Annotated in this window: 19 protein-coding genes; 3 read left to right on the forward strand and 16 right to left on the reverse strand. The window is 63.1% G+C overall.

What is annotated here, in order from left to right:
• Positions 1-27: 27 nt before the first annotated feature.
• Both QM732_RS06355 and QM732_RS06360 read right to left on the reverse strand, forming a co-directional pair.
• The gene (locus QM732_RS06355) at positions 28-363 is read right to left on the reverse strand and encodes a hypothetical protein (protein ID WP_415655336.1); all 336 of its coding nucleotides are present in this window, start codon (positions 361-363) and stop codon (positions 28-30) included.
• A gap of 7 nt (positions 364-370) precedes the next feature.
• Positions 371-685, reverse strand: coding sequence for a hypothetical protein (locus QM732_RS06360; protein WP_415655337.1), 315 nt, complete (start codon positions 683-685; stop codon positions 371-373).
• 327 nt (positions 686-1012) lie between these two features.
• Here QM732_RS06360 and QM732_RS06365 point away from each other — a divergent pair, with 327 nt between their 5' ends.
• The gene (locus QM732_RS06365) at positions 1013-2659 is read left to right on the forward strand and encodes a sigma-54-dependent transcriptional regulator (protein WP_415655338.1); all 1647 of its coding nucleotides are present in this window, start codon (positions 1013-1015) and stop codon (positions 2657-2659) included.
• A gap of 63 nt (positions 2660-2722) precedes the next feature.
• On the opposite strand, the gene QM732_RS06370 is transcribed toward QM732_RS06365, so the two are convergent.
• Positions 2723-3961 carry a flavin-dependent oxidoreductase gene (locus QM732_RS06370; protein WP_415655339.1) on the reverse strand — a complete coding sequence of 413 codons (1239 nt, stop codon included), beginning with the start codon at positions 3959-3961 and terminating at the stop codon, positions 2723-2725.
• Positions 3962-4084: 123 nt separating this feature from the next.
• Here QM732_RS06370 and QM732_RS06375 point away from each other — a divergent pair, with 123 nt between their 5' ends.
• Positions 4085-4543 (forward strand): MarR family winged helix-turn-helix transcriptional regulator, encoded by a 459-nt coding sequence (locus QM732_RS06375; RefSeq protein WP_415655340.1) that lies wholly within the window; start codon positions 4085-4087, stop codon positions 4541-4543.
• A gap of 125 nt (positions 4544-4668) precedes the next feature.
• Positions 4669-5808: an ABC transporter substrate-binding protein gene (locus QM732_RS06380; RefSeq protein ID WP_415655341.1), complete on the forward strand. Its 1140-nt coding sequence runs from the start codon at positions 4669-4671 to the stop codon at positions 5806-5808.
• A gap of 590 nt (positions 5809-6398) precedes the next feature.
• Here the strand turns inward: QM732_RS06380 and QM732_RS06385 are convergent.
• The 13 genes from QM732_RS06385 to QM732_RS06445 form a co-directional block, all read right to left on the reverse strand.
• The gene (locus QM732_RS06385; protein WP_415655342.1) at positions 6399-7475 is read right to left on the reverse strand and encodes a protein-glutamate methylesterase/protein-glutamine glutaminase; all 1077 of its coding nucleotides are present in this window, start codon (positions 7473-7475) and stop codon (positions 6399-6401) included.
• Positions 7472-8767 (reverse strand): EAL domain-containing protein, encoded by a 1296-nt coding sequence (locus QM732_RS06390; protein WP_415655343.1) that lies wholly within the window; start codon positions 8765-8767, stop codon positions 7472-7474. The genes QM732_RS06385 and QM732_RS06390 overlap by 4 nt, the downstream gene beginning before the upstream one ends.
• Positions 8734-9261 (reverse strand): chemotaxis protein CheD, encoded by a 528-nt coding sequence (locus tag QM732_RS06395; protein WP_415655344.1) that lies wholly within the window; start codon positions 9259-9261, stop codon positions 8734-8736. Before QM732_RS06395 ends, QM732_RS06390 begins: the two co-directional genes overlap by 34 nt.
• Positions 9258-10073, reverse strand: coding sequence for a CheR family methyltransferase (locus QM732_RS06400; RefSeq protein WP_415655345.1), 816 nt, complete (start codon positions 10071-10073; stop codon positions 9258-9260). The genes QM732_RS06395 and QM732_RS06400 overlap by 4 nt, the downstream gene beginning before the upstream one ends.
• A gap of 12 nt (positions 10074-10085) precedes the next feature.
• A complete protein-coding gene (locus tag QM732_RS06405) occupies positions 10086-10601 on the reverse strand; it encodes a chemotaxis protein CheW (RefSeq protein ID WP_415655346.1) in 516 nt (171 codons plus the stop codon).
• Between the two features lie 9 nt (positions 10602-10610).
• A complete protein-coding gene (locus QM732_RS06410; protein ID WP_415655347.1) occupies positions 10611-12278 on the reverse strand; it encodes a methyl-accepting chemotaxis protein in 1668 nt (555 codons plus the stop codon).
• Between the two features lie 30 nt (positions 12279-12308).
• A complete protein-coding gene (locus QM732_RS06415) occupies positions 12309-14456 on the reverse strand; it encodes a chemotaxis protein CheW (RefSeq protein WP_415655348.1) in 2148 nt (715 codons plus the stop codon).
• Positions 14453-14749 carry an STAS domain-containing protein gene (locus tag QM732_RS06420; RefSeq protein ID WP_415655349.1) on the reverse strand — a complete coding sequence of 99 codons (297 nt, stop codon included), beginning with the start codon at positions 14747-14749 and terminating at the stop codon, positions 14453-14455. Before QM732_RS06420 ends, QM732_RS06415 begins: the two co-directional genes overlap by 4 nt.
• Positions 14746-15114: a response regulator gene (locus QM732_RS06425; protein ID WP_415655350.1), complete on the reverse strand. Its 369-nt coding sequence runs from the start codon at positions 15112-15114 to the stop codon at positions 14746-14748. The genes QM732_RS06420 and QM732_RS06425 overlap by 4 nt, the downstream gene beginning before the upstream one ends.
• 8 nt (positions 15115-15122) lie before the next feature.
• The gene (locus QM732_RS06430; RefSeq protein WP_415655351.1) at positions 15123-16394 is read right to left on the reverse strand and encodes a methyl-accepting chemotaxis protein; all 1272 of its coding nucleotides are present in this window, start codon (positions 16392-16394) and stop codon (positions 15123-15125) included.
• A gap of 297 nt (positions 16395-16691) precedes the next feature.
• Positions 16692-17387 (reverse strand): response regulator, encoded by a 696-nt coding sequence (locus tag QM732_RS06435; RefSeq protein WP_415655352.1) that lies wholly within the window; start codon positions 17385-17387, stop codon positions 16692-16694.
• A gap of 309 nt (positions 17388-17696) precedes the next feature.
• Positions 17697-18395 (reverse strand): response regulator, encoded by a 699-nt coding sequence (locus QM732_RS06440; protein ID WP_415655353.1) that lies wholly within the window; start codon positions 18393-18395, stop codon positions 17697-17699.
• Positions 18392-20326, reverse strand: a complete 1935-nt coding sequence (locus QM732_RS06445) for an ATP-binding protein (RefSeq protein WP_415655354.1) — start codon at positions 20324-20326, stop codon at positions 18392-18394. Before QM732_RS06445 ends, QM732_RS06440 begins: the two co-directional genes overlap by 4 nt.
• Between the last annotated feature and the right edge of the window lie 38 nt (positions 20327-20364).

Below are 20364 nucleotides of genomic sequence, written 5' to 3' on the forward strand. Positions count from 1 at the left end.
CTTTGGTGCAATTAGTGTTAACAGGCCCTAGTCGGCGATGACGGACAACTGCATCGTCGCCGCTGCTTGCAGCGCACGCGCGCAGAGGTTGCGCATCCTGCGCAGGAAGCTCGTCATCTGCGGCGGGAGTCTGGTATCGCGTAGCAGATGGTCGATGTCCTCGAGCAAGCGGGGCAGCTGCTCGGGCGTCAGCAACATCTCGGCCGAGCTGCCGTAGTAGTGCAGCCAGAACGCCGCCAGTGGCCGGCCCGGGCCCAAAAGCATCACGCGGGCATGGCCGTCTTCCCAGACGGACTCCTCCATGCCCAGCATCTCGACGATGACGTCGGGTGTGGCGCGCTCGCTCAGAAGCAGTTGTCGCATCAGCTCTTCAGTGGCAGGCCGGCGGCGTGGGGGCACCCCCAAGTTCCGGAAACTGGGTGACCACGTTGCCATTGGGCTCCATCACCATGCGACCACATTTCTCGCCGGCCGTGCCGACCACGGTGGGGTCGAGGTTGGCGTCGTAGCGGATACGCGCATCCGGCTGCACGACGCGGAACTTGAGCGGCGCGTTCTGGACCATGGCGCAGAAGTTCTGTGCACCAGCTGGTGTGCAGTAGATCGGGACGAACTGGTTGGCGCCGGGCGGTGGGACCAGCGCGCAATGCCGGGCCTGGATGTGCGCGAGGGCGGCAGGTGTCACGATACAGGGAGGATCAATGTCCGGCGCTTTCGCGACAGGTGAGGTCTGGCAGCCTGTCAGCCAAAGTGCGGCGGCACATAGCAGCAGGCGGGATGAGGTGCGCGTATGCATGGCGGGTTCCCTTCAAGGTTGAATGCGGGAAACGACGGCGCTTCCAGCAGGCACCGCACATCAAGCTCCGTGCCAGGCGCTGCGCCGCGTCGGAAAGCCTACATGCGCGCATCATGACGGCGTCAGAGGTCGCGCTGACGCGTCAGGCATGCGATTGACGCGTTTGACGCGTCATGGGCTGAGAATGCGGCTCTCCGTCGCAACCGAGACCTGCTGATGGATCCTGGCCTGCCCAACGCCGACGAGCAAACACTTTCGTCCCCCGGATTCGGTGAGCATTCCGATGGCGCCGCCCTGCTGGCGTTGACGGTGATCTGGCATCCGCGGCCCATGCTCCTTGGGGCCCAGTGTGTGCTGCCGGCACCTGGCGTGGCTGCAAGCCTGAGTCGCAGCACACCCTTCCGACTGGTGGAGCAGACACAGGTGGAGGCGCTCGGTCATGCAGCCGTCTCGCGCAGACCTACGCGACTGCTGGAGACGCCGGGCGGTGGGCTGCGTCTTTGCCTGCCGGATACGGCCATGCATTGCGAGCTCGACGGGCAGCAACTCCATGGAGAGTTTGAGGTATCGCCCGAGGCTATCGAGCGTGGTGCCGTGCTGATATTCGGCGGCATAGTGGCCCTTTGCTTGCATCGTGTGCGCTGCTTGCCCGACGGCCTGGCACTTGGCGAGCTGGCTGGGTTGAGCAGCGCCATGGTGAGTGTTCGTCGCCAGATCGCCCAGGTGGCCAGCACCGAGCTGCCGGTCCTGATCCTGGGAGAGTCGGGCACGGGCAAGGAACTGGTGGCCCAGGCTGTGCACGCGCAGAGCCGGCGCCGCGACGCGCGCCTGATCACGGTCAACATGGCCGCCATGTCGGAGTCGCTTGCGGCATCCGACCTGTTCGGCGCTACACGCGGCGCTTACACGGGGGCGCAGACTGCTCGTGCCGGCTATTGGCGTGAAGCGCACGACGCCACGCTTTTTCTCGATGAGGTAGGCGACACGCCAGCCCTGGTGCAACCCATGCTGCTGCGCGCGATCGAGTCCGGCGAGTTCCGGCCGCTCGGTGCCTGTCGTGATGAGCGTGCCGATGTGCGCCTGATTGCCGCGACCGACCGAGACCTGCAGTCCGGCAGCTTCAACCAGCCACTGCTGCGCAGGCTGGAAGCCTTTGTCATCCGCACCCCGCCGCTGCGCCAGCGCCGCGAGGATCTCGGTTTGTTGGCCTTGCTGGCTCTTCAGGAGGAGGGCCCGCTCACCGAGATGCCCAGGTTGCCTCAGGCCTTGCTGCGAGCGTTGTGCATGCATGACTGGCCCGGCAATGTGCGCCAGTTCATGCACGCGATGCGGCGTGTTGCTTTGCAAGCGCAGCGAGGGCAGGGCATGGATTGGCCTTCGGTGCATGAACTGCTGGGTGGCGACGTGCGTGTATCTTCGATGGCCGTGGCTGGCGTGCCGGCGCACGATCCGGTGCCGACGCGTGTGCCTGCCCCACTTGGCGCTGGCGCAGCGTTGCCTGCCAGTCGAAGCTTTCGTGCACCGTCCAGCGTTTCTGAGCAGGAGCTGATCGCAGCACTTGACGCGGCCGGCTGGCGACTCAGTCAGGCTGCGGAAGGGCTGGGCATCTCACGACCATCGCTCTACAACCTGATTCGCAAACACGCCCAGTTGCGAAGCGCCGAGAGTCTGCAGCCCGCTGAAGTCGTTGCAGCCTTAGAGGCCGGCCATACAGATCTGGCCGATCTGGCTGTCCATTTGCGCATCCCGCAGGAGGCCCTGCGGCGTCGCATGGACCGACTGCAGGCTGATGGTTGCCTGACTCGGGAGCAATCCGCTGCGAGCACAGGAAACTCTCCGCTTGAATCGTCCCGGGCCTGGTAGAGCCTTCGATCCTCAAGCCGGGGCTTGGCAGAGGTGTCATGATGGAAAAGCATGCGAATCAGTTCATGCCTTCGTCTTCAGGGTGTCCTTGTCGAACCCCGCCAAGCGCTTGTAGCGCAGCGAGATGGCTTCCAGCGTGTGACGCGGAATCACGTCATCAATGTTCTGGAAGCCCTGCGGCGCGCGCGACTCGGCCAGCTGCATGACCTGCTCCGGCCCGTTCATGCGGTTGCGCAGCACGATGCCCGTAGTTTTCGGAAGGCGCTCAGCTTCGTACTCCCGCAAGGCATAACCAGTATCTGGATCGTCGCTCAGGCAGTCGCTCAGGTAGCGCGCGTCAAGGATGGCTTGCGCACTGCCGTTTGAGCCTATCGGATACATGGGATGTGCAGCGTCGCCCAGCAGCGTGACGCGACCGAACGTCCAGCGCGGCAACGGATCCCGATCGACCAGCGGGAATTCGTAAATCTCCGTGGCACCTTCGATGATGGCGGGGATGTCGATCCAATCCCATTGCCAGTTCTCGAACCACTTCGCGAAGACGGACCTGTCAACCTTGCGGTTCCAGTCGGTGCTGGGCAACTCGCTGTTTGGTACACGCAACTCGGCGATCCAGTTGATCAGCGATCGACCCTCCCGGCGCAGCGGCTCCGAGATCGGATAGCAGACGAACTTCTGATCCTGATGGCCGGCCATGAACATGGTGCGAGCGTCCATGTATGGCTTGGCCTCAGTCACTGCGCGCCACAGCATGCGACCGGAAAAACGGGGCTGATCGCCGTGCGGATAGAGGAATCGGCGCACGGCTGAATGGATGCCGTCCGCGCCAACCAGCACGTCGCATTTGGACTGCACAAGGACGCCGTCCCCACGGCGTTTGAACCAGGCATTGACCCGGTCGGTGGATTGCTCGAAGGAGTCGAAGGCGTGGCCGCAGCGCACCGCTTCCTTGCCGATGCGCTCCCGCACCTTCGCCAGCAGCTTCATCTGGAGCTCGCCGCGGTGGATGGAGAACTGCGGGAAGTCGTAGCCGGCTGCACGACCACGCGCTTCACGCCAGATCTCCTGGCCGAACTTGTTGAAGTAGGCGAGCGTGGACGTTTCAATCGCGCAGGCCGCCAGGTCGTCTTCCAGGCCAAGCCTGCACAGCTGCTGGCTGGCGTGCGGCAACAGGTTGATGCCTACTCCGAGAGGCTTGATGTCGCTGACGGCCTCGAACACTTCCACCTCGACGCTGCGCTCATGCAGCATCAGTGCCAAGGTAAGCCCGCCGATGCCGGCTCCTGCAATCGTCACTTTCACGCCGATCTCCAGTTCGTCTTCCCGATGCTGCATCGCCAGATGACATGCGCGCCGAATTGTTATAGCCTATAACAGTCATATTTAAGAACACAAGCGCAGGATCCGCGCGGATGAGGAGACTGTTTGTCCCAGCGTGTTCATTTCAACGCCCGTATCGAAGGTGTGGAGTACGACGTGCTCGACGAGCTGGTCGGGTATGCGGTGCGCCGTGCGCAGCTGTCGATATACGAGGATTTCGCTGCCACCATGGATCCGGAAGAGGTCACGCCACAGCGGTTCTCGGCGCTTGTGATTGTTGAGAACAACCCTGGCATCTCACAGACGCGGCTGGCCGAGGTGATGGGCATCGCGCGTTCCGGCGTCGTGGCCATCATCGACACCTTCGAGAGGAAGGGGCTGGTCGAGCGCCAAGCCTCGGGCGACCGTCGCGCCCACAGCCTGCTGCTGACTAAGGTGGGTGCCCGCCAGCTCAAGCGCTACAAGCAGGCGGTGAAGGTGCACGACGAACGCATCTCTGTCGCGCTGACCGGGGCGGAGAAGGAGCAGTTGCGTTCGCTGCTGCGCAAGTTGTGCTCAGGTTGAAGGCGATATCGCCATGAGGCGCACGGCGACCGTGTCGTCCAGAAATCCGCGAGAGAGATCTATCTCGGTCAGGCGCGAGGCGGGCCGTGTGACGTGCAGCTAGTTCAATCCAGCCAGGAGACATCATGAAGAAGTTCATCCACCCGTCGGTTGCAGCACTCATGGGCGCGCTCTTTGTCGGCGCTGTACATGCCGAGATCACTGTTGGCGTGAGCCTACCGCTGACAGGCCCGGCCTCGGCCCTCGGCATCCCGACCAAGAACGGCATTTCGCTGTGGCCTGAAACCATCGGGGGCGAAAAGGTCAAGCTCATCATCTTGGACGACGCTTCGGACACGACGCAGTCCGTCAAGAACGGACGCCGCTTCGTTGCCGAGGACAAGGTGGACGTGATCGTCGGTTCGACCGCGACACCGGCATCGCTTGCCCTGTCCGTTGAGGCGCTAGAAGGCCGCACCGTGCAGATCTCGACCTCACCGGTCGATCTTCCCGCAGGCAAGGACGCCTGGACCTTCCGCGTGGCGCAGTCCACGCCGCTTATGGCATCGGCGCTCGTGGAGCACATGAAGAAGAATGGCGTCAAGACCTATGCCTATCTTGGCTATTCCGACGCCTATGGCGAGACCTGGTTGAAGTCCTTCGACGCTCAGGCGGCGAAGGCCGGACTGACGTCCCTGGTGACGGAGCGCTTCGCTCGCTCCGATACCAGCGTAACGGCGCAGGCCCTGAAGATCACCATGGCGCAGCCGGATGCCATCTTGATCGGTGCGTCGGGCAGCGGTGCTGCGATGCCGCACAAGGCCATCGTGGCCCGTGGCTACAAGGGCAGGATCTACCAGACCCATGGCGCAGCCTCGCGCGACCTTATTCGTGTGGGGGGCAAGGACGTGGACGGATCGATCGTCGTGGCGGGACTGGCGGTGATGCCGGAATCGTTGCCGGCATCGCATCCCTCCAAGAAGCTGGCGACGGAGTTCGTCGAGCGCTACGAGCAGCAGTTTGGCGCAGGCACCCGCAATCAGTTTGCAGCGCATGGCTACGACGCGCACCTGCTGTTGCAGGCGGCGGTGCCAGTTGCGCTCAAGAAGGCCAGGCCGGGGACGCCGGAGTTCCGGGCGGCGCTCAAGGATGCGCTGGAGAACACCAAGGGTGTGACGATCACGCAAGGCGTGATCCGCTATTCCGCAAAGGATCACTGGGGCCTGGAGGACGGCGCACGCGTCTTGCTGACGATAGAGAAGGGTGATTGGAGGCTGGCGGACTGATATGGCCGCTTTTGGTCAGACATTTCGATGTTGAACGCAAGCAGCCCGGGCTGACACTGCACACAGTCTGCGGTGATGATGGATCAAGCTGATATCCGTCGGGCCGACGATGGTTTTCCGCGTGCAGCTCGGTTGGGGGCGCTTCCAATTGTGAAGCTGCACGAATCGCCATAGTCCGCCTGTGTTCGTTCAGTTCAAAGTAGGCGCGGCTTGGCAGGCGATCGCCCTTTCGGAGTGGGGCGCCTTCGAGTCTTGGCGATGCAAATCTTGCTGTGCTGGACGCCTCGCGTTGCAGCTGCGGCACCTGGTTGTGCACTCGGAGGGTGAGGCTCATCCTCGCAGGGCCCCGGTAGTTCCAGGCTGCATCCGTCAGCAGTCGCCTGGTGCGCGCGCCGCCCGTCTTGGTGTCCGGCCATGCGGTCGTGGTCGGATTCTCAGTACGCTGCTGACTCGGCGCGCATACTCACTTCCGCCGAGGGAGTAGCTGAGGCCTCTGGAGTCTCTTTCCTCGGGGCACTCATTCAGCCAAGGCCGAATGGACAACTGGAGCTTCTGGTGGTGAAGCAGTGGCGCCCTGGTCGACTGCCACCCTAGCGGCGTTGCGCAACGATTTCGGTACTGATTTGCCCGAGCGTGACCTGGCGCATGACGGCGCCTCGCTTGACGGCTTCCTTGGGCATGCCGAAAACAACGCAGGAGGCTTCATCTTGGGCAAGCGTCTGGGCGCCGGCTTGGCGCATCTCCAGCAGTCCGGCCGCACCGTCGTCTCCCATGCCCGTCATGATGATGCCAAGTGCGTTTGCGCCTGCGTTGCGCGCTACCGAACGAAACAGCACATCCACCGAAGGTCGATGGCGGTTGACGAGTGGACCGTCAACCACATCGACGTGGTATTGGGCCCCGCTGCGTTTCAGCAGCATGTGCTTCCCGCCGGGAGCAATCAGGGCGCAGCCTGGCATGACTCGGTCGCCGGAGGCCGCTTCCTTGACGACGATCTCGGACAAGCTATCCAGCCGAGCAGCAAAGGCGGCGGTGAACTTCTCTGGCATGTGCTGAACGATGACGATGCCGGGGCAAACTCGCGGCAGGCCCGTCAGTACTTGTTCAAGGGCTTGGGTGCCTCCGGTGGAAGTGCCGATCGCGACAATCCGTTCCGTGGTCTTGACCATCGCGCTTGGTGAGCTTGGGGGCAGGATGACGTCGGCATTGAGCTTCTGGGTCGCCTTGGCTGTGAGGCCGGCAGCGCGGGCAGCGAGGTGCCGCACGTTGGCTCGTGATGCGGCCCGCACCGCAGCGACCAGCTCGTCACCCGACTCGAGAAGAAATTCCTTGAGACCGATGCGTGGCTTGGTGACGATGGCTACAGCACCTGCTGCCATGGCCTCGATGGTGGTCCGTGCGCCTTGTTCGGTGAGCGTCGAGCAGATGACGACGGGCGTCGGCCGCTCCTCCATGATTTGACGAAGGAAGGTGATTCCGTCCATGCGCGGCATTTCGACGTCAAGCACGATCACATCGGGCCAGCTCAATCGCATGCGCTCTCTTGCGAGTAGTGGATCGGCGCATGCGGCGATGACTTCAATGCCTGGCGCTCGGTCAAGCAGTCCAGAAACGACTTGTCGAACGACAGCCGAATCGTCGACCACCAGGGTTCGGATGGGTTTCATGTGGAGGAGGGGTCAGGGTCTACCGGCGGATGGACTGGATGGACGGTGCGCAGCCTCGCCAAGCGTGTCTGGTGACCACGCAGCCAAGCCGGCAGTTGGTCACCGGGTAGTGCGCGCCCAATCAGCCACCCTTGCCCGACGTTGCATCCGTAGCGTTGCAGCCAGATCCAGTCCTCGAGTGTCTCAACGCCCTCCGCCACGCTGGTCAGCCCCAGGCGCGCGGCCATCTCGATGGAGGACTGGAGCATTACGCGAAGTTGTTCATTTGCATGTGCACCATGTACAAAGCTGCGGTCGATCTTCAGCTCCGTGAATGGCACGCGTGCCAGCTGTTGCATGGAGGAGAAGCCTGTTCCGTAGTCGTCGATGGATAGGCCATAGCCAGCCATGCGCAGGCGTGCCAGCGTGCCCAGGGCGACGCCTTCGCAGCTAATTAGTGCGTTCTCGGTGACTTCGAGCACCAGTTGCTCCGGTCGGATGCGAGCGCGTTGGACTATGGCGTCGATCTCGCTTACCAGCCGGCTGGAATCAAGCAGCTTGGGTGAAAGATTGACCGCGACGGACAGCGTGAAGCCCCGGGCAAGCCAGGCGCCCAACTGCGTGGTGGCCTGCTGCAGCATGGACAAGGTCAGTGGATGGATCAGGCCTTCGGCTTCCGCCACTGGGATGAAACGGTCCGGTGCTATCGGGCCGGCCGCGTCATCTGTCCAGCGTGCGAGCGCCTCCACACCACGAATCAAGCCGCTGCGCACGTCAACCTTCGGTTGGAAGTGAGGCTGGATGGCACCGTTCTCAATGGCTGATGCCAGTTGAGACGGTTCTACATAGATCGATTCCGGGGCGCGTCGATCGGCAGGAGCCTGCAGGCAGCCCATCAGCGCTTCGCTCAGTACGTCCAGCGTGAGCGGCTTGTGTGCTGCGCGCGATATCTGTAGGCCATTGGCGCGTGCCATCTCCAGCACGGCGCTGACAAGGGTCGATTCGCGTGTTGATGCGACGACGATGGGGACCTTCATGTCGCGGGACTGGAGATGCTGAATCAGCTCAATCCCGTCCATGACCGGCATATGGAGGTCGATGACCATGGCGTCAGGTGGCGTCGCTAGCGAATCCAGCAGCACGAGGGCCTCTGCGCCGTTGGCCGCCTGATGCACCAGGCGAACGCCCAGCAGCGAAAGCAGTCCAGCAAGGTGGGCGCGCTGGACGCTGCTGTCCTCCACAATGAGCACGCTCCTGACTCGGCCTTCGAGGCTCCCCATCATGCTTCCTCCAGTTGCGATGGGTGGATCCATCCCGGCGGTGTTGACGCCATCTTGGCCTGGCGGGCCCAGACGTCACCGGAAGCGATGTCGAACAGGATCACCCGATGGCCGTAGCCGTAGAGGCAACTCGAAACCAGCTCTATGCCGAACTCCTGCAACAGCTGTAGCGCCGCATGGCCGTTGCGTTGGCCCACCTGCTGGCGCATATCGAACCAGCCCGGAAACATATGGGCACCACCGAAAACCTTGGCCTCGCAGTCTCGCGGCTCTATGCCGCGTCGGCCCAGATCCTGCAGCATCAGCAGCAGCGCCTCGGTGCCGTAGCGCGCATCCAGTGGCGCCTTGCGTCGGTCGGCCCTGTTCTCAGGACGGTCAGCGAGCAGGAAGTGCGACATTGCACCGATGCGAGAGCGTGCATGCCATAGCGTGATGGACACGCACGAGCCAAGCAGGGTGCGGACGCGGTGGCGCGCGTCGCCGACGAAGTGGTCGCCTGGTGCGAGGTGGACAAGTCGGCGTTTCACGGCTGACCTTCGGGCTTGCGGTAGACCGAGGGCGCCACGGCCATTACTTGGTCGTTGATGCCGTTCAAGTTCTCCGAGTGGCCGATCAGCAGGTGGCCACCGGGTTTGAGTACGCTGAGCACGCGCGAGACCACCTGCCGCTTGGTGTCTCCGTTGAAGTAGATCATCACGTTGCGCAGGAAGATCATGTCGTAGCTGCTTGCCCGGGGCAGCGAGTCCATCAAGTTGAGATGGCAGAACTGCACCCTGTCGCGCAGTTGGCGCTGGACAAGCAGTGAACCCTCATGGTCGCCAAAGCCTCGCAGGCAGTAGCGGCGCAGATAGTCCGACGGCACCTGACGCGTGCGTTCAAGGAGATAGTGACCAGCGCGGGCGCGTCTGAGCATGCGGGTGCTGATGTCGGAGCCCATGACCTCCCAACCCTGCGTGCCCATGACATCATCCAGCACCATGGCGATGCTGTAGACCTCCTCTCCGCTCGAGCAGGCAGCGCTCCACACGCGAAGTGGTCGTCGTGCCTTTGCGGAGCTTTGCGCCTGCTTGCGCAGCAGTTCGAAATGCTTGGGTTCACGGAAGAAGTAGGTCTCGTTGGTGGTCAACAGATCCACTGCCACTTGCAGCTCTCCGGGTGCCTGCGTACCAAGGATCAGGTCCAGATAGTTCGAGAAGCTGTCGCAGCCATGTGCAGCCAGTCGCTTGGACAAGCGACCACTCACTAGGGCCTTCTTCGAGTCCGCCAGCGTGATACCGGCCGCCTCGAAGATGAAGTCGCGAAAGCGCGTGAACTCCTTGTCGGTAATCGTTGCGGTCATGGCCAATCTATGTCAGGCGGCGTCTAGGACACCCTCCTGGGGGGGCAGTGCAAGCTCTGCCAACTCATCCAGCGACAAGGTCCGAGAGACGTCGAGAAGCAAAACGAACTTGCCGCGGACTTTGCCGATGCCGGCAATGAACTCGCGCCTGATCGAGGCACCGAAGTTGGGCGCTTCTTCGATTTCGCTCGGCGGAATCTCGATAACCTCACTGACAGCATCGACCATGACGCCGAGTACCGGGCTGTCGCCCCCGTCGCTGACCTCGACGATGACGATGCAGCTACGTCGGCCCGCGGCGCTGGCTGGTTTGCCAAAGCGCAGTGCCAGGTCAATGACCGGAACGACGGCGCCACGGAGATTAATCACGCCGCGCACGGCGCGCGGCATCATCGGTACCTCGGTCAACCCGCGGAATTGAATGATCTCCTTGATGGACAAAATTCCAATGGCGAAGGTCTCGCCAGCCAGGCTGAAGGTCAGGTATTGGGAGGGCAGCCCCGAGGCTGCGCTGTTGGGCAGACTCATGAATGCTCCTTAGAAGCGAGCGAACTGAGACTCGTCGATGCCCAGATCGTCATCGCCCGCCGTGGCCTGTGCTGAATGGCTGAGCTTGCTGCGACGCGGGGAAGTCGGCTTGGCAGCCTGGCGGCGAGCGCTCTGGCTCGAGCGAGCGGGACTCGTGGCGCCCGGCGGAACGCCTAGCTTGAAGAAGCCCATGGCCTGTTGCAGTTGCTCCGCTTGTGAACTCATTTCTTCAGCCGTGGCTGCCAGCTCTTCAGAGCTGCTGGCGTTTTGCTGTGTGGTTTGGCTGAGCTGACTGACGGCCGCGTTGATCTGCCCGACGCCGGAGGATTGCTCCTCACTTGCGGCAGTGATTTCTTGCACCAAGTCCGAGGTCTTGCGGATGCTCGGGACAATTTCGTCAAGCAGGCGGCCGGCGCGCTCAGCCAGCTGCACACTGCTGGATGCCACTTCGCCGATCTCCTGTGCTGCAATCTGGCTGCGTTCCGCGAGCTTGCGCACCTCTGCTGCTACGACTGCAAACCCCTTGCCATGCTCACCAGCGCGGGCAGCCTCGATGGCAGCGTTCAGCGCGAGCAAGTTTGTCTGGTAGGCAATGTCATCGATGATGTTGATCTTGCCGGCGATCTGCTTCATGGCCTCCACGGTTGACTTGACGGCCTCGCCGCCCTCGACGGCCTGGCTGGAGGCTTGCGAGGCCATGCCATCGGTGACCTTGGCGTTTTCAGTGTTCTGCGCAATTGATGCGGTCATCTGCTCGAGCGAAGCGCTAGTCTCCTCAACACCAGCAGCCTGTTCGCTGGCGGCCTGCGCGAGTGACTGGGCGGTGGCGCTGACTTCCTCGGACGCGCCGGCTAGTGCCTCGGCGCCGGCATTCACCTCTGCCACCACTTGGGTCAGGCGTTGAGTCATGTGCTGCATCGCGCTGAGCAACTGGCCGACTTCGTCGCGTGTCTTGCTCTCGATCTTGACCGTCATGTCACCTTCGGCAAGTCGATTCGCAACATCAACTACTTCACGGATAGGGCGGCTGACGCTACGGCTGATGAACCAGCCGAGCGCTACGCCGAGCAGCACGCCGCCAGCAATGATGAAGATCAGCAGGTGGCGGCTATCCGCGTAGAGCTGATCCGTCTCGTCGTTTGCCTTGCTGGCACGCTCTTCCTTCTGCTTGGTCAGCTCGGTGAGTATGTCGTCCATCGCATTGGCTTTTTCGCGGACACTGGCCAGGCCTTGGCTTAGTGCTTCGTCACGTTCCTGCAGCTTCTGCATCGAGGCCAGCGCCAGCACACGCTGCATCTCGTTCTGGTAGACCTCCCACTGGCGGTCAAAGCTGGTAAAGATCTCCTTGGCGCGCTCACTGAAGAAAAGTGGGCGTGCCTTGGCCATATAGTCCTTGACTGCGGCGCTGGACTTGTGGATGGACGCCATGTGGCGGGCCCGTTCTTCGTTGGATGTCGACAGCAGGTAGTTGGCGCGTGCGCGGCCGATGTAGATCAGCTCGATGTTGGCTTCCTTGATCGTCGAGAGCCCGATGAGCTCGCGCTGGTACATGTTGGAGGCGAGGTCGTTGATCTGTCCTGCGTTGCGCAGGCCGATGACGCCGACGACGATGCTGATGGAGGCGACCAACAGGAAGCCTGCAATCAGCCGGACACCAATCTTGAGGTTGGAAAACATGTATCTCTCCTGGGAAGTCGGGCGCCGCCCTCAGGCGACGAGGGAGTCGGAATGGGTTGTGCGCTGGCAGGCCTGCTGGACTAGCGCAGGCACGTCGAGGATGAGGACAACATCCCCGTTGCCGCGGATGCTGGAGCCGCTGATGCCCTTGGCTTGGGAAAAGACGCGGGACAAGGGCTTGATGACCGTCTGAGCCTCGCCGAGCAGCGTGTCGACAACGAGGCCCAGTCGGTCGCGCCCCTGGCGGAGCACGACGATGTTGCGTCGAGGAGGCGGCGCGCCGTCGATCTCGAAGAGTTGCCGCAGCCGGATCAACGGCAGCACTTCACCGCGAAGGTCGATCCAATCGCTCTCCCCGCCGCGGTACTCCATGCACTCCTCGACGGACTCAAGCGGCACGACGAAGACAGTGCGGCCGACCTCGATCTGAAAGCCGTCGATGATGGCCAGCGTCAGCGGCAGGCGAACCGTGACGGTCGTTCCGACGCCTGGTTTGCTGGCGACGGAAACATGGCCGCGCAACTCCGTGATGTTGCGCTTGACGACATCCATGCCGACGCCGCGGCCCGACAGGTTGGTGACCTGCTCGGCGGTAGAGAAGCCGGGCTCGAAAATCAGCCCGAAAACCTCGGTGTCCGAGAGGGTGCGTCCAGCCTCGATCAGGCCGCGCTCGGCTGCCTTGGCAAGGATGCGTTCCCTGTCGAGGCCGCCGCCGTCGTCCTCGACCTCGATGACGACGCTGCCGGCATCGTGATAGGCGTTTAGGCGGATGCTGCCGGACATCGGCTTTCCGCGCGCCGCGCGGACTTCGGCGATCTCGATCCCGTGGTCCATCGCATTGCGAACCAGGTGGGTCAGTGGATCACCGATCTTCTCGACGACGGTCTTGTCGAGTTCGGTTTCTTCCCCGCTGATGACGAGGTCAATCTGCTTTCCGATCTCGCGCGAGACGTCGTGGACAACACGCTGAAAGCGGCTGAACGTTGCGCCGATCTTGACCATGCGAAGTTGAAGGGCGCTGTCGCGCACCGCCTGTACCAGTGCAGTCAGCGTCGAATGAGCCTCGTGCAGTTCGGCATCCACCGTGCGCCGCGCCGCCAGGCTAGCGCTGGCCTGGGCGATGATGAGTTCGCCGATCAGATCGATGAGGCTGTCGAGCTTTTCTGCGTCGACCCGCACGGATTGCCGCTCACGCCCCGGCGCGTCGCGCACCTTTCGCTGCTGGCTTAGTGCTGCTTCGACGACGGCGGGCTGGATGCCTCCCTGCTCGACCAACAGGTCACCGAGCCGCCGCGGCTCGTTGTCGCCATCGCGGCTTTGGTCTTGGACCTGCAGCGCCTGGCGAATCTCGTGCAGGGTCACGCTGCCGCAGCTGGCCAAGATCTCTCCGAGTCGGAATGGCTCCTCGGGCAAGGCGCGGATCAGCGTCACGTACTCATCGATGAGCGATGCGGGTGGCAGGATGCGCAACTCGCAGTCGTCGAGCACGAACTCAAAGACGTTCTCGATGGCGGCCTTGTCGACATCGGCCTCCAGCGCGATCTCGAAGCCCAGGTAGCAGCATTCCGGGTCCATGTCCGCGGCCGCCGGTAGGCTATCCGGCACGGTGATGAGGCGCACTATGCGGCCCAGCGTTCCGAGGTAGCGGATAAAGGACATTGGGTCCATGCCGTTGCGCAGGACGCTAGGCCCGAAGCGCACCGACAGATGCCAGCATCCCGGGCTGGCTGGTACTGCGGCGCGTGTCGGAATGTCAGCCTCCAGAGAGGACTCCGCAGAACCGCCCAGACGAGCGCTTAGCGCCGTCAGCAGCGGCAAGCCGTCGGCCTCCAGGCCAGTGTCGGGCTCGTTGTGTCCAGCCGCGATCACGTCGACCAGGCTGCGCATGTGGTCGGCGCAATTCAACAGCAGGGCGACCAGAGCGTCGTCGAGCTCGAGTCTTCCGGAGCGAACTTCGTCGAGTACGCTTTCCGCGACGTGGGTGAAGGCCACGACGTGGTCCAGACCGAACAGGCCAGCCGAGCCTTTGATGGTGTGTGCCGCACGAAAGATCGCGTTGATCGATTCGGACCGCTCTTCTGGGTTGGCCGCGCCGATTGACAGAAGCGCAGACTCCATGTCGTCGAGCAGCTCATGGCTCTCTGCGATGAAGGTCTGAAGCGCTTGATCGATGTTCATGCGTCGACTCCGGACACAAGTGGGGCCTCCAGCCGGGGGCTTAGCCAAAGCAGGGCAAGTGCGTCGCACACCGGCGCACTCGGGCTCAGCAGCTGAAGCTCCACGCCACGGGCCAGAGCCTCGCGTTGGGCCAGCAGCAGCAACTGCACGCCAGCGGTGTCGACTTCTTCGACGCCGGACAGATCGATGCAGGGGCGGGATCGCTGCGTGACCTCGTCCATGATTTGCGGCTTCAGCTCAAGGGCTCGGTAGATCGTCAGCTCGCCGGCGATGCAAAGAGGTGGTGTGCTCATGGCAGCACCAGTTTTTGCACGACGCCCAGCATTTGCTCGGGCCGGAAAGGCTTGACGACCCAGGCCTTGGCGCCGGCTGCTTGGCCTTCGGCCTTCTTTGACTCCTGCGACTCCGTCGTCAGCATGACGATGGGCGTGAAGCGATAGGCGGGGCGTTGTTTGACGGCTTTTACGAAGCTGATTCCGTCCATGTTGGGCATATTGACGTCGCTGATCATGAGATGGACCTTCTGGCCCGTGAGCTTGTTCAGTGCGTCCTGCCCATCGCAGGCCTCGATGACGTCGTAGCCGGCACCCCGCAGGGCGATGCCAACGACCTGACGCAGAGATGCAGAGTCGTCGACGACGAGGATGGTTTTGGCCATGTCGGTCCTCAAAAGAAAGTGATTTCGCTGTCGGCTGGGTGCGCGGCGACTGCCTTGCTGCCGCCTGGGGGCGTACTGACGCGATTGCGCTCCTCGGCCATCGCATAGCTGCGCTCAAGCTCATCCAGCATCTCGGCAGCACTAACCGGCTCAAGACGCCCGCGGCTTTCGTAGTCGTCGCTTGCGCCGGACATTTGTTCGGGTAGCCGCTCGATGCTTTGCTGCACGTGGGCGAGGATCTGATTCACGCGATCTTGGAACTGCAGCTGGACCAGTGCTTCGGACACCTCCCCCTGGATGTCGGCGCTCTCCTGCTGCAACTGACGGGTGGCGTCCGCCATCGCGTCGGTCAGGCCGCGCAACTCGCTGATTACGGCGGCGATGGTTGTGCGTGACGTTTGCGCTGCGGCTTGGTCATCGCGTCTCGATGCCTCGGACGCCAGCTGCGTTGCGGCGATGCCGTCGGTGACTCGCGACACGGTGGCGGCGATGCGCGAGCCGGTCTCGCCGGACAGCGCCGAGAGCTTGCGGACCTCCTGGGCAAGCACCGCAAAGCCGCGGCCCGTTTCACCGGCGTGAGCAGCCTCGATCGCGGCGTTGATTGCCAGCAGGTTGGTTTGTGCCGCGATCTTCGCTACCTGGTTAGCCATGTCGCGCAGTTCGGTGACCAGCGCCGTTAGTTCCCCGATCTGTGCGACAAGCGTCGCCTTGCCCTGCATGGCCTCCTCAATGGAGTCGACCAGCCGAACAAGGCGTTGCTCGCAAAGCGCGAACACCGCAGGGCTTCCTGTATCTGCGCGATCTGTGGGCTGCAAGCTGGATGCGGTGATGGCCAGCGTCTGATCTAGCTTGGCGACGATGCCCCCGAAACGCGTGCTGAGCTCGGTGACAGCGGCCTCCATCTGGCCGCGTGACATGCCGATCTGGCGCGACCAGACCGGAGCGAGCGCCGCGCTGAAGTCGCGGTGACTGTCGACGTAGCGCTGCAACTCGCTCTGCCCATGGCGTAGCACCGCCAGCCAAGTCCACAGCAACCACAGGCCACCGATCGCCAGCGACGCAGCCAGCGTCAACCGGATCACGGGCGGCAGCGCCGGACCCGCGGCAGCGGCAACTGCGGCCAGCGCGGTCCCTACCAGCATGCCTGCCGTCATGCGGCGTTCGGTCGGCGTGGCGCGCCGCAGGACGGCGGATAGGGGTATCGATGTCATCATTTGGACATGAAGGCGAGTCGGTAGTTCGTCGGGCCCCGGACGAATCGGCGCCAGGGCAAGGGGCATTGCATGCGCTCGATCGCGGCGGTAACGGGTTGGCACTGCCCCGTACTTACTTGATCGTCTAGCGAGCTGGCCGAGAACGGCAGGCTCTGGACAGGCACATGCGGCGCAGGCTATCCAGGGCGGCGTTAACGCCGCATAAAAATTCACCGTCCATAACCAACGGTTGTGAGCAACCTGCGACGAGGTTCACGTTCCGCGCTCCTGTGCGGGCCGCTCGCGAATGCGAGTCCCGCGTCGTTACGGGGGATGCTTGCCTGGCTCGATGCGCAGGCGTGACCCTCTCCGCAGCCGAGTCTTTCAGGGGTCTATGACCAGCCGGTAGCCCAGGCCGGGCTCGGTCAGCAGGTAACGCGGTTGCGTGGCGTCTGCCTCAAGCTTTTGACGTAGCTGGCGCATGTAGATGCGCAGATAGTGGCCCTGCTCGACTTGGTGGGGACCCCAGACGTCACGCAGCAAGGCCTGCGAGGTCACGACACGGTTGGCCGACTTGGCGAGCACGGTAAGCAGCCGCCATTGCGTCGCAGTCAACTGCACCGGCGTACCGGCGCGTGTTACTGTCATTGCGTCCAGATCTACCAGCACTTCACCGATGCGCAGTTGCTGGCCTGAGTCGTTGCGCGTTGCGCGGCGTAGCGAGGCTCTCAGGCGTGCATGCAACTCAGGGACGCTGAATGGCTTCACAAGGTAGTCATCGGCGCCAGCGTCTAGCGCTGCGACCTTGTCGGCCTCATTAGAGCGGGCGGACAACACGATGATGGGCCGCTGGCACGAGGCGCGTAGCCGCCGGACGAGCAGTTGGCCATCTAGGTCCGGGAGGCCGAGGTCGACCAGGAACAGGTCAATGCGTCGGGCGGCGGCGGCGGCTAGGGCTTCAGTAGCGGATCCGGCCTCATGGACCAGGAAGCCTTCGGCAGCCAATGTCGTGACCAGCAACTGGCGGATCGGAGCTTCGTCTTCGACGACCAGCACCGTGTGGCGATAGCCGGGAGGCATCAGCTTGCCTTGGCTGCCAGACGGGCTCGGCGAGCCGAGCGTGGCGCGCCATCGGGCCGGCTGGGGGCTGGTGGGGGGTAGGGCAGGTCTCCCGCCATGTCGTCCGGGGGTCTATCAAGCTATGAAGGTTGCGCGACGGGCATCGGAGCCGCGATGGGAGCCTGGGCTGACTGCGAGGCGCGAGTGCGGACAGGATCGCCGTCGGGCAGCGAGGCGCCAATGCGTTGGATCCAACGCGGGCCACTGCGTCTGGCGTAGGCGACCCAGCCCGCACCATAACGCTTGTTGAGTAAAGTCCGCGTAAAAACTCTAGTCGTCTACAACTAGACGATATCCAACGCCAGTTTCAGTCAACAGTCGCGTTGGTGGATTTGCATCCGGTTCCAGGCGGCGGCGCAACTGGTGGATGTAGACGCGCAGGTAGTGGGCGTGCTCCGACTGTCCAGGTCCCCAGACCTCCTGCAGCAATTGCCGCGTCGTTACGACGCGGTTTGCGTGCTTGGCTAGGATTGCAAGCAGCCGCCACTGGGTGCCGGTTAGATGGATGGCCTGGCCGTCGCGGGTGACCATCTTGGCGCCAAGATCTATGACGACGGAGCCCAGGCGCAACGATGTTTGTCCGGCCTGGTTGGTTTGGGCAGCATGCCGCAGTGCTACACGCAACCTGGCATGCAGTTCAGCGACGCCGAAGGGCTTGATGAGATAGTCATCTGCGCCACTGTCGAGGGCTTCAACCTTCTCGCTCTCTTGCGTGCGTCCAGAGAGCACGATGATGGGCCGTTGCGTCCAGCGGCGCAAGCCGCGGATCAGCTCTAGCCCGTCCCTGTCAGGTAGGCCCAGGTCGATCAGGAAAATGTCGATGCGACGGTTGCCCGCCAGAGTCTCGCCCGTGGTGGCGCAATCGGCTTCGTGGACCTGATAGCCTCCCGCAGTCAGCGCGCCGACCAGCATGGAACGGATGGCCGGATCGTCCTCGACCACCAGGGCCGCGCAAGTATCGCGACTCACGGCACGCTGTCCTCGTCGGTGAAGAGTGCGCAGGCCGGCTGGGGTAGCCATAGCATCACCTGCGCACCGGACTGGTTGCGCAATTCCAACCGGCCGCCATGCAACTTGGCCACAGCGGCGCAGATGGCCAGTCCCAGGCCGGTCCCGCCACTCGATGTTTGCCCCCCCCGCATGAACTTCTTTGTCATGTCCTGTTCCCGGCCGGGCGGAAAACCAGGGCCGTCGTCCTGAACCATCAGCAACGCGGCCGCTGACTCGGCTGTAAAGCTGAGATGAATTCGAGAGCCTGCGGGCGCATGGCGGCCGGCATTTTCGAGCACGTTGCCCAGCAACTGTTCAATCAGTCGTGGATCGCACCAGAGCAGGGCGTCCGGGTCACAAGTCGTGCTGACACGATGCTCCGAAAGTGCGGTGCCTTGGGCGACCAGTGCCGCAGAGAAGAGTTCGTCCACCGGACACCACTCCAGGTTCAGTGGCATGGCGCCTCCCTCGATTCGCGTGAGGTCGAGCAGATTGTTCATTAACGCATGGACGCGGCGAGCCTCACTCAGCACCCCGCGTAGCAGTCGGTCGCGCAGGATCGGGGTGATCCCGTCGCGCTGTTCCAGCAGACTGCTAACTGAGCCAACGATCGTTGTCATCGGACTGCGGAAATCGTGCGAAATCGCGGCAAGCAGCGTGTTGCGCACGCGCTCGGTTTCGGCCTCAAGGGCTGAGCGAGTGTTTGTCGATTCCAGCTTCAGGCGTTGCAGAACGACGGCCGCCTTGTCGGCAAAGGCTCGCAGCAAGTTGGTATCGCCCGATCCCTCCAGCAAAGGCGCATCGAGCCGAACTGCCAGAACGCCCAACCGTTCGCTGCTGCCTTGCAAAGCCAGATGCAAAACAACGGGGCCATGGAGGCTCGTCACCGTGACCTGCTGCCCTGTCTCGAAGACCTGCGCAGCCGTGCCTGCATCGGCGATTGTCGGATCGCGCTCGCTTACCGGGAGCAGGTGGCCCTCATCGTCGGGCAGCAGCAACTCACCCCAACCTTCCAGGCTGCTGTCAACGGCGACTCGCAGCGCTGCCTGCACGTCCTGAGATGTGGATGCGCGCACCAAATCGTAAGACAGGTCATTGCGCGCCAGCGCACGTTTCTCGCGAGCTTCTGATTCTGCGGTTTTCGCGCGGACGCTCGATACCAACCAACTGATCAAGCAGCCCACGCCCAGCATTACGCTAAAAGTGAAGTAGTACTGAGGCTCAATCTTGACGATGCTCCAGTAGGGCGGGAGCAGAACTAGGTCATACAGCAGTACGCTGCCGAGCACAAAGGCAACTGCCTGATGCATGCCGGCACGCAATCCCACCAACGTCGTGCCGGCCAAATAGATCATGATGGTGTTGGCCGGTTCGAAACGGCCCCGCATCAGTTCGCCCACCAAAGTGCAGGCCAGCAAAGTCAGCAGTGTCTGCCCCCAGGCCTTCAGGGAGCTGGTGGACAGTCCGTAGCGAGTCCAGCGCAGTTGCCACTGTTGGATAGCTGCGGGTACGACATGAATGCGGATATGAGGGAATTGGTCCGAGCAGAGCGTGGACAGGCGGGATGACAAGGAACTGGTGCCGAGAAACCCATCAGGTTGCCGCTGCAGCATCAGTACGGCCCGCTGCCGCAGGCCCAGCCAAGGGCGCAGCGCATTCAGGACTGTCGCGGGCGTCGTCCTGTCTAGTTCTATCCGTTGTGCTACCGCACCTGCTGCGCGGGCCTTTGCAAGAGCCTCTGCTGCGCCCGCGTCGTCGGTAGCGCCCGCACGGGTCAGGACCAGGACTGAGCAGGCGGCATCCAGGGCCTTTGCTTTGTCCAGTGCCAGGGTGGTTATGGTCCAGGGGTTTTGACCCGGCAGCACGCAAGCGATGATTTGACGGCAGGCGGACATCGGTTGGTAGGGCAAGTCATTGACTCCGCCCCGGCGTGCAGATCTTCCCAAGC

The organism is Roseateles sp. (assembly GCF_047654805.1).
Classification (GTDB): Bacteria; Pseudomonadota; Gammaproteobacteria; order Burkholderiales; family Burkholderiaceae_C; genus Pelomonas.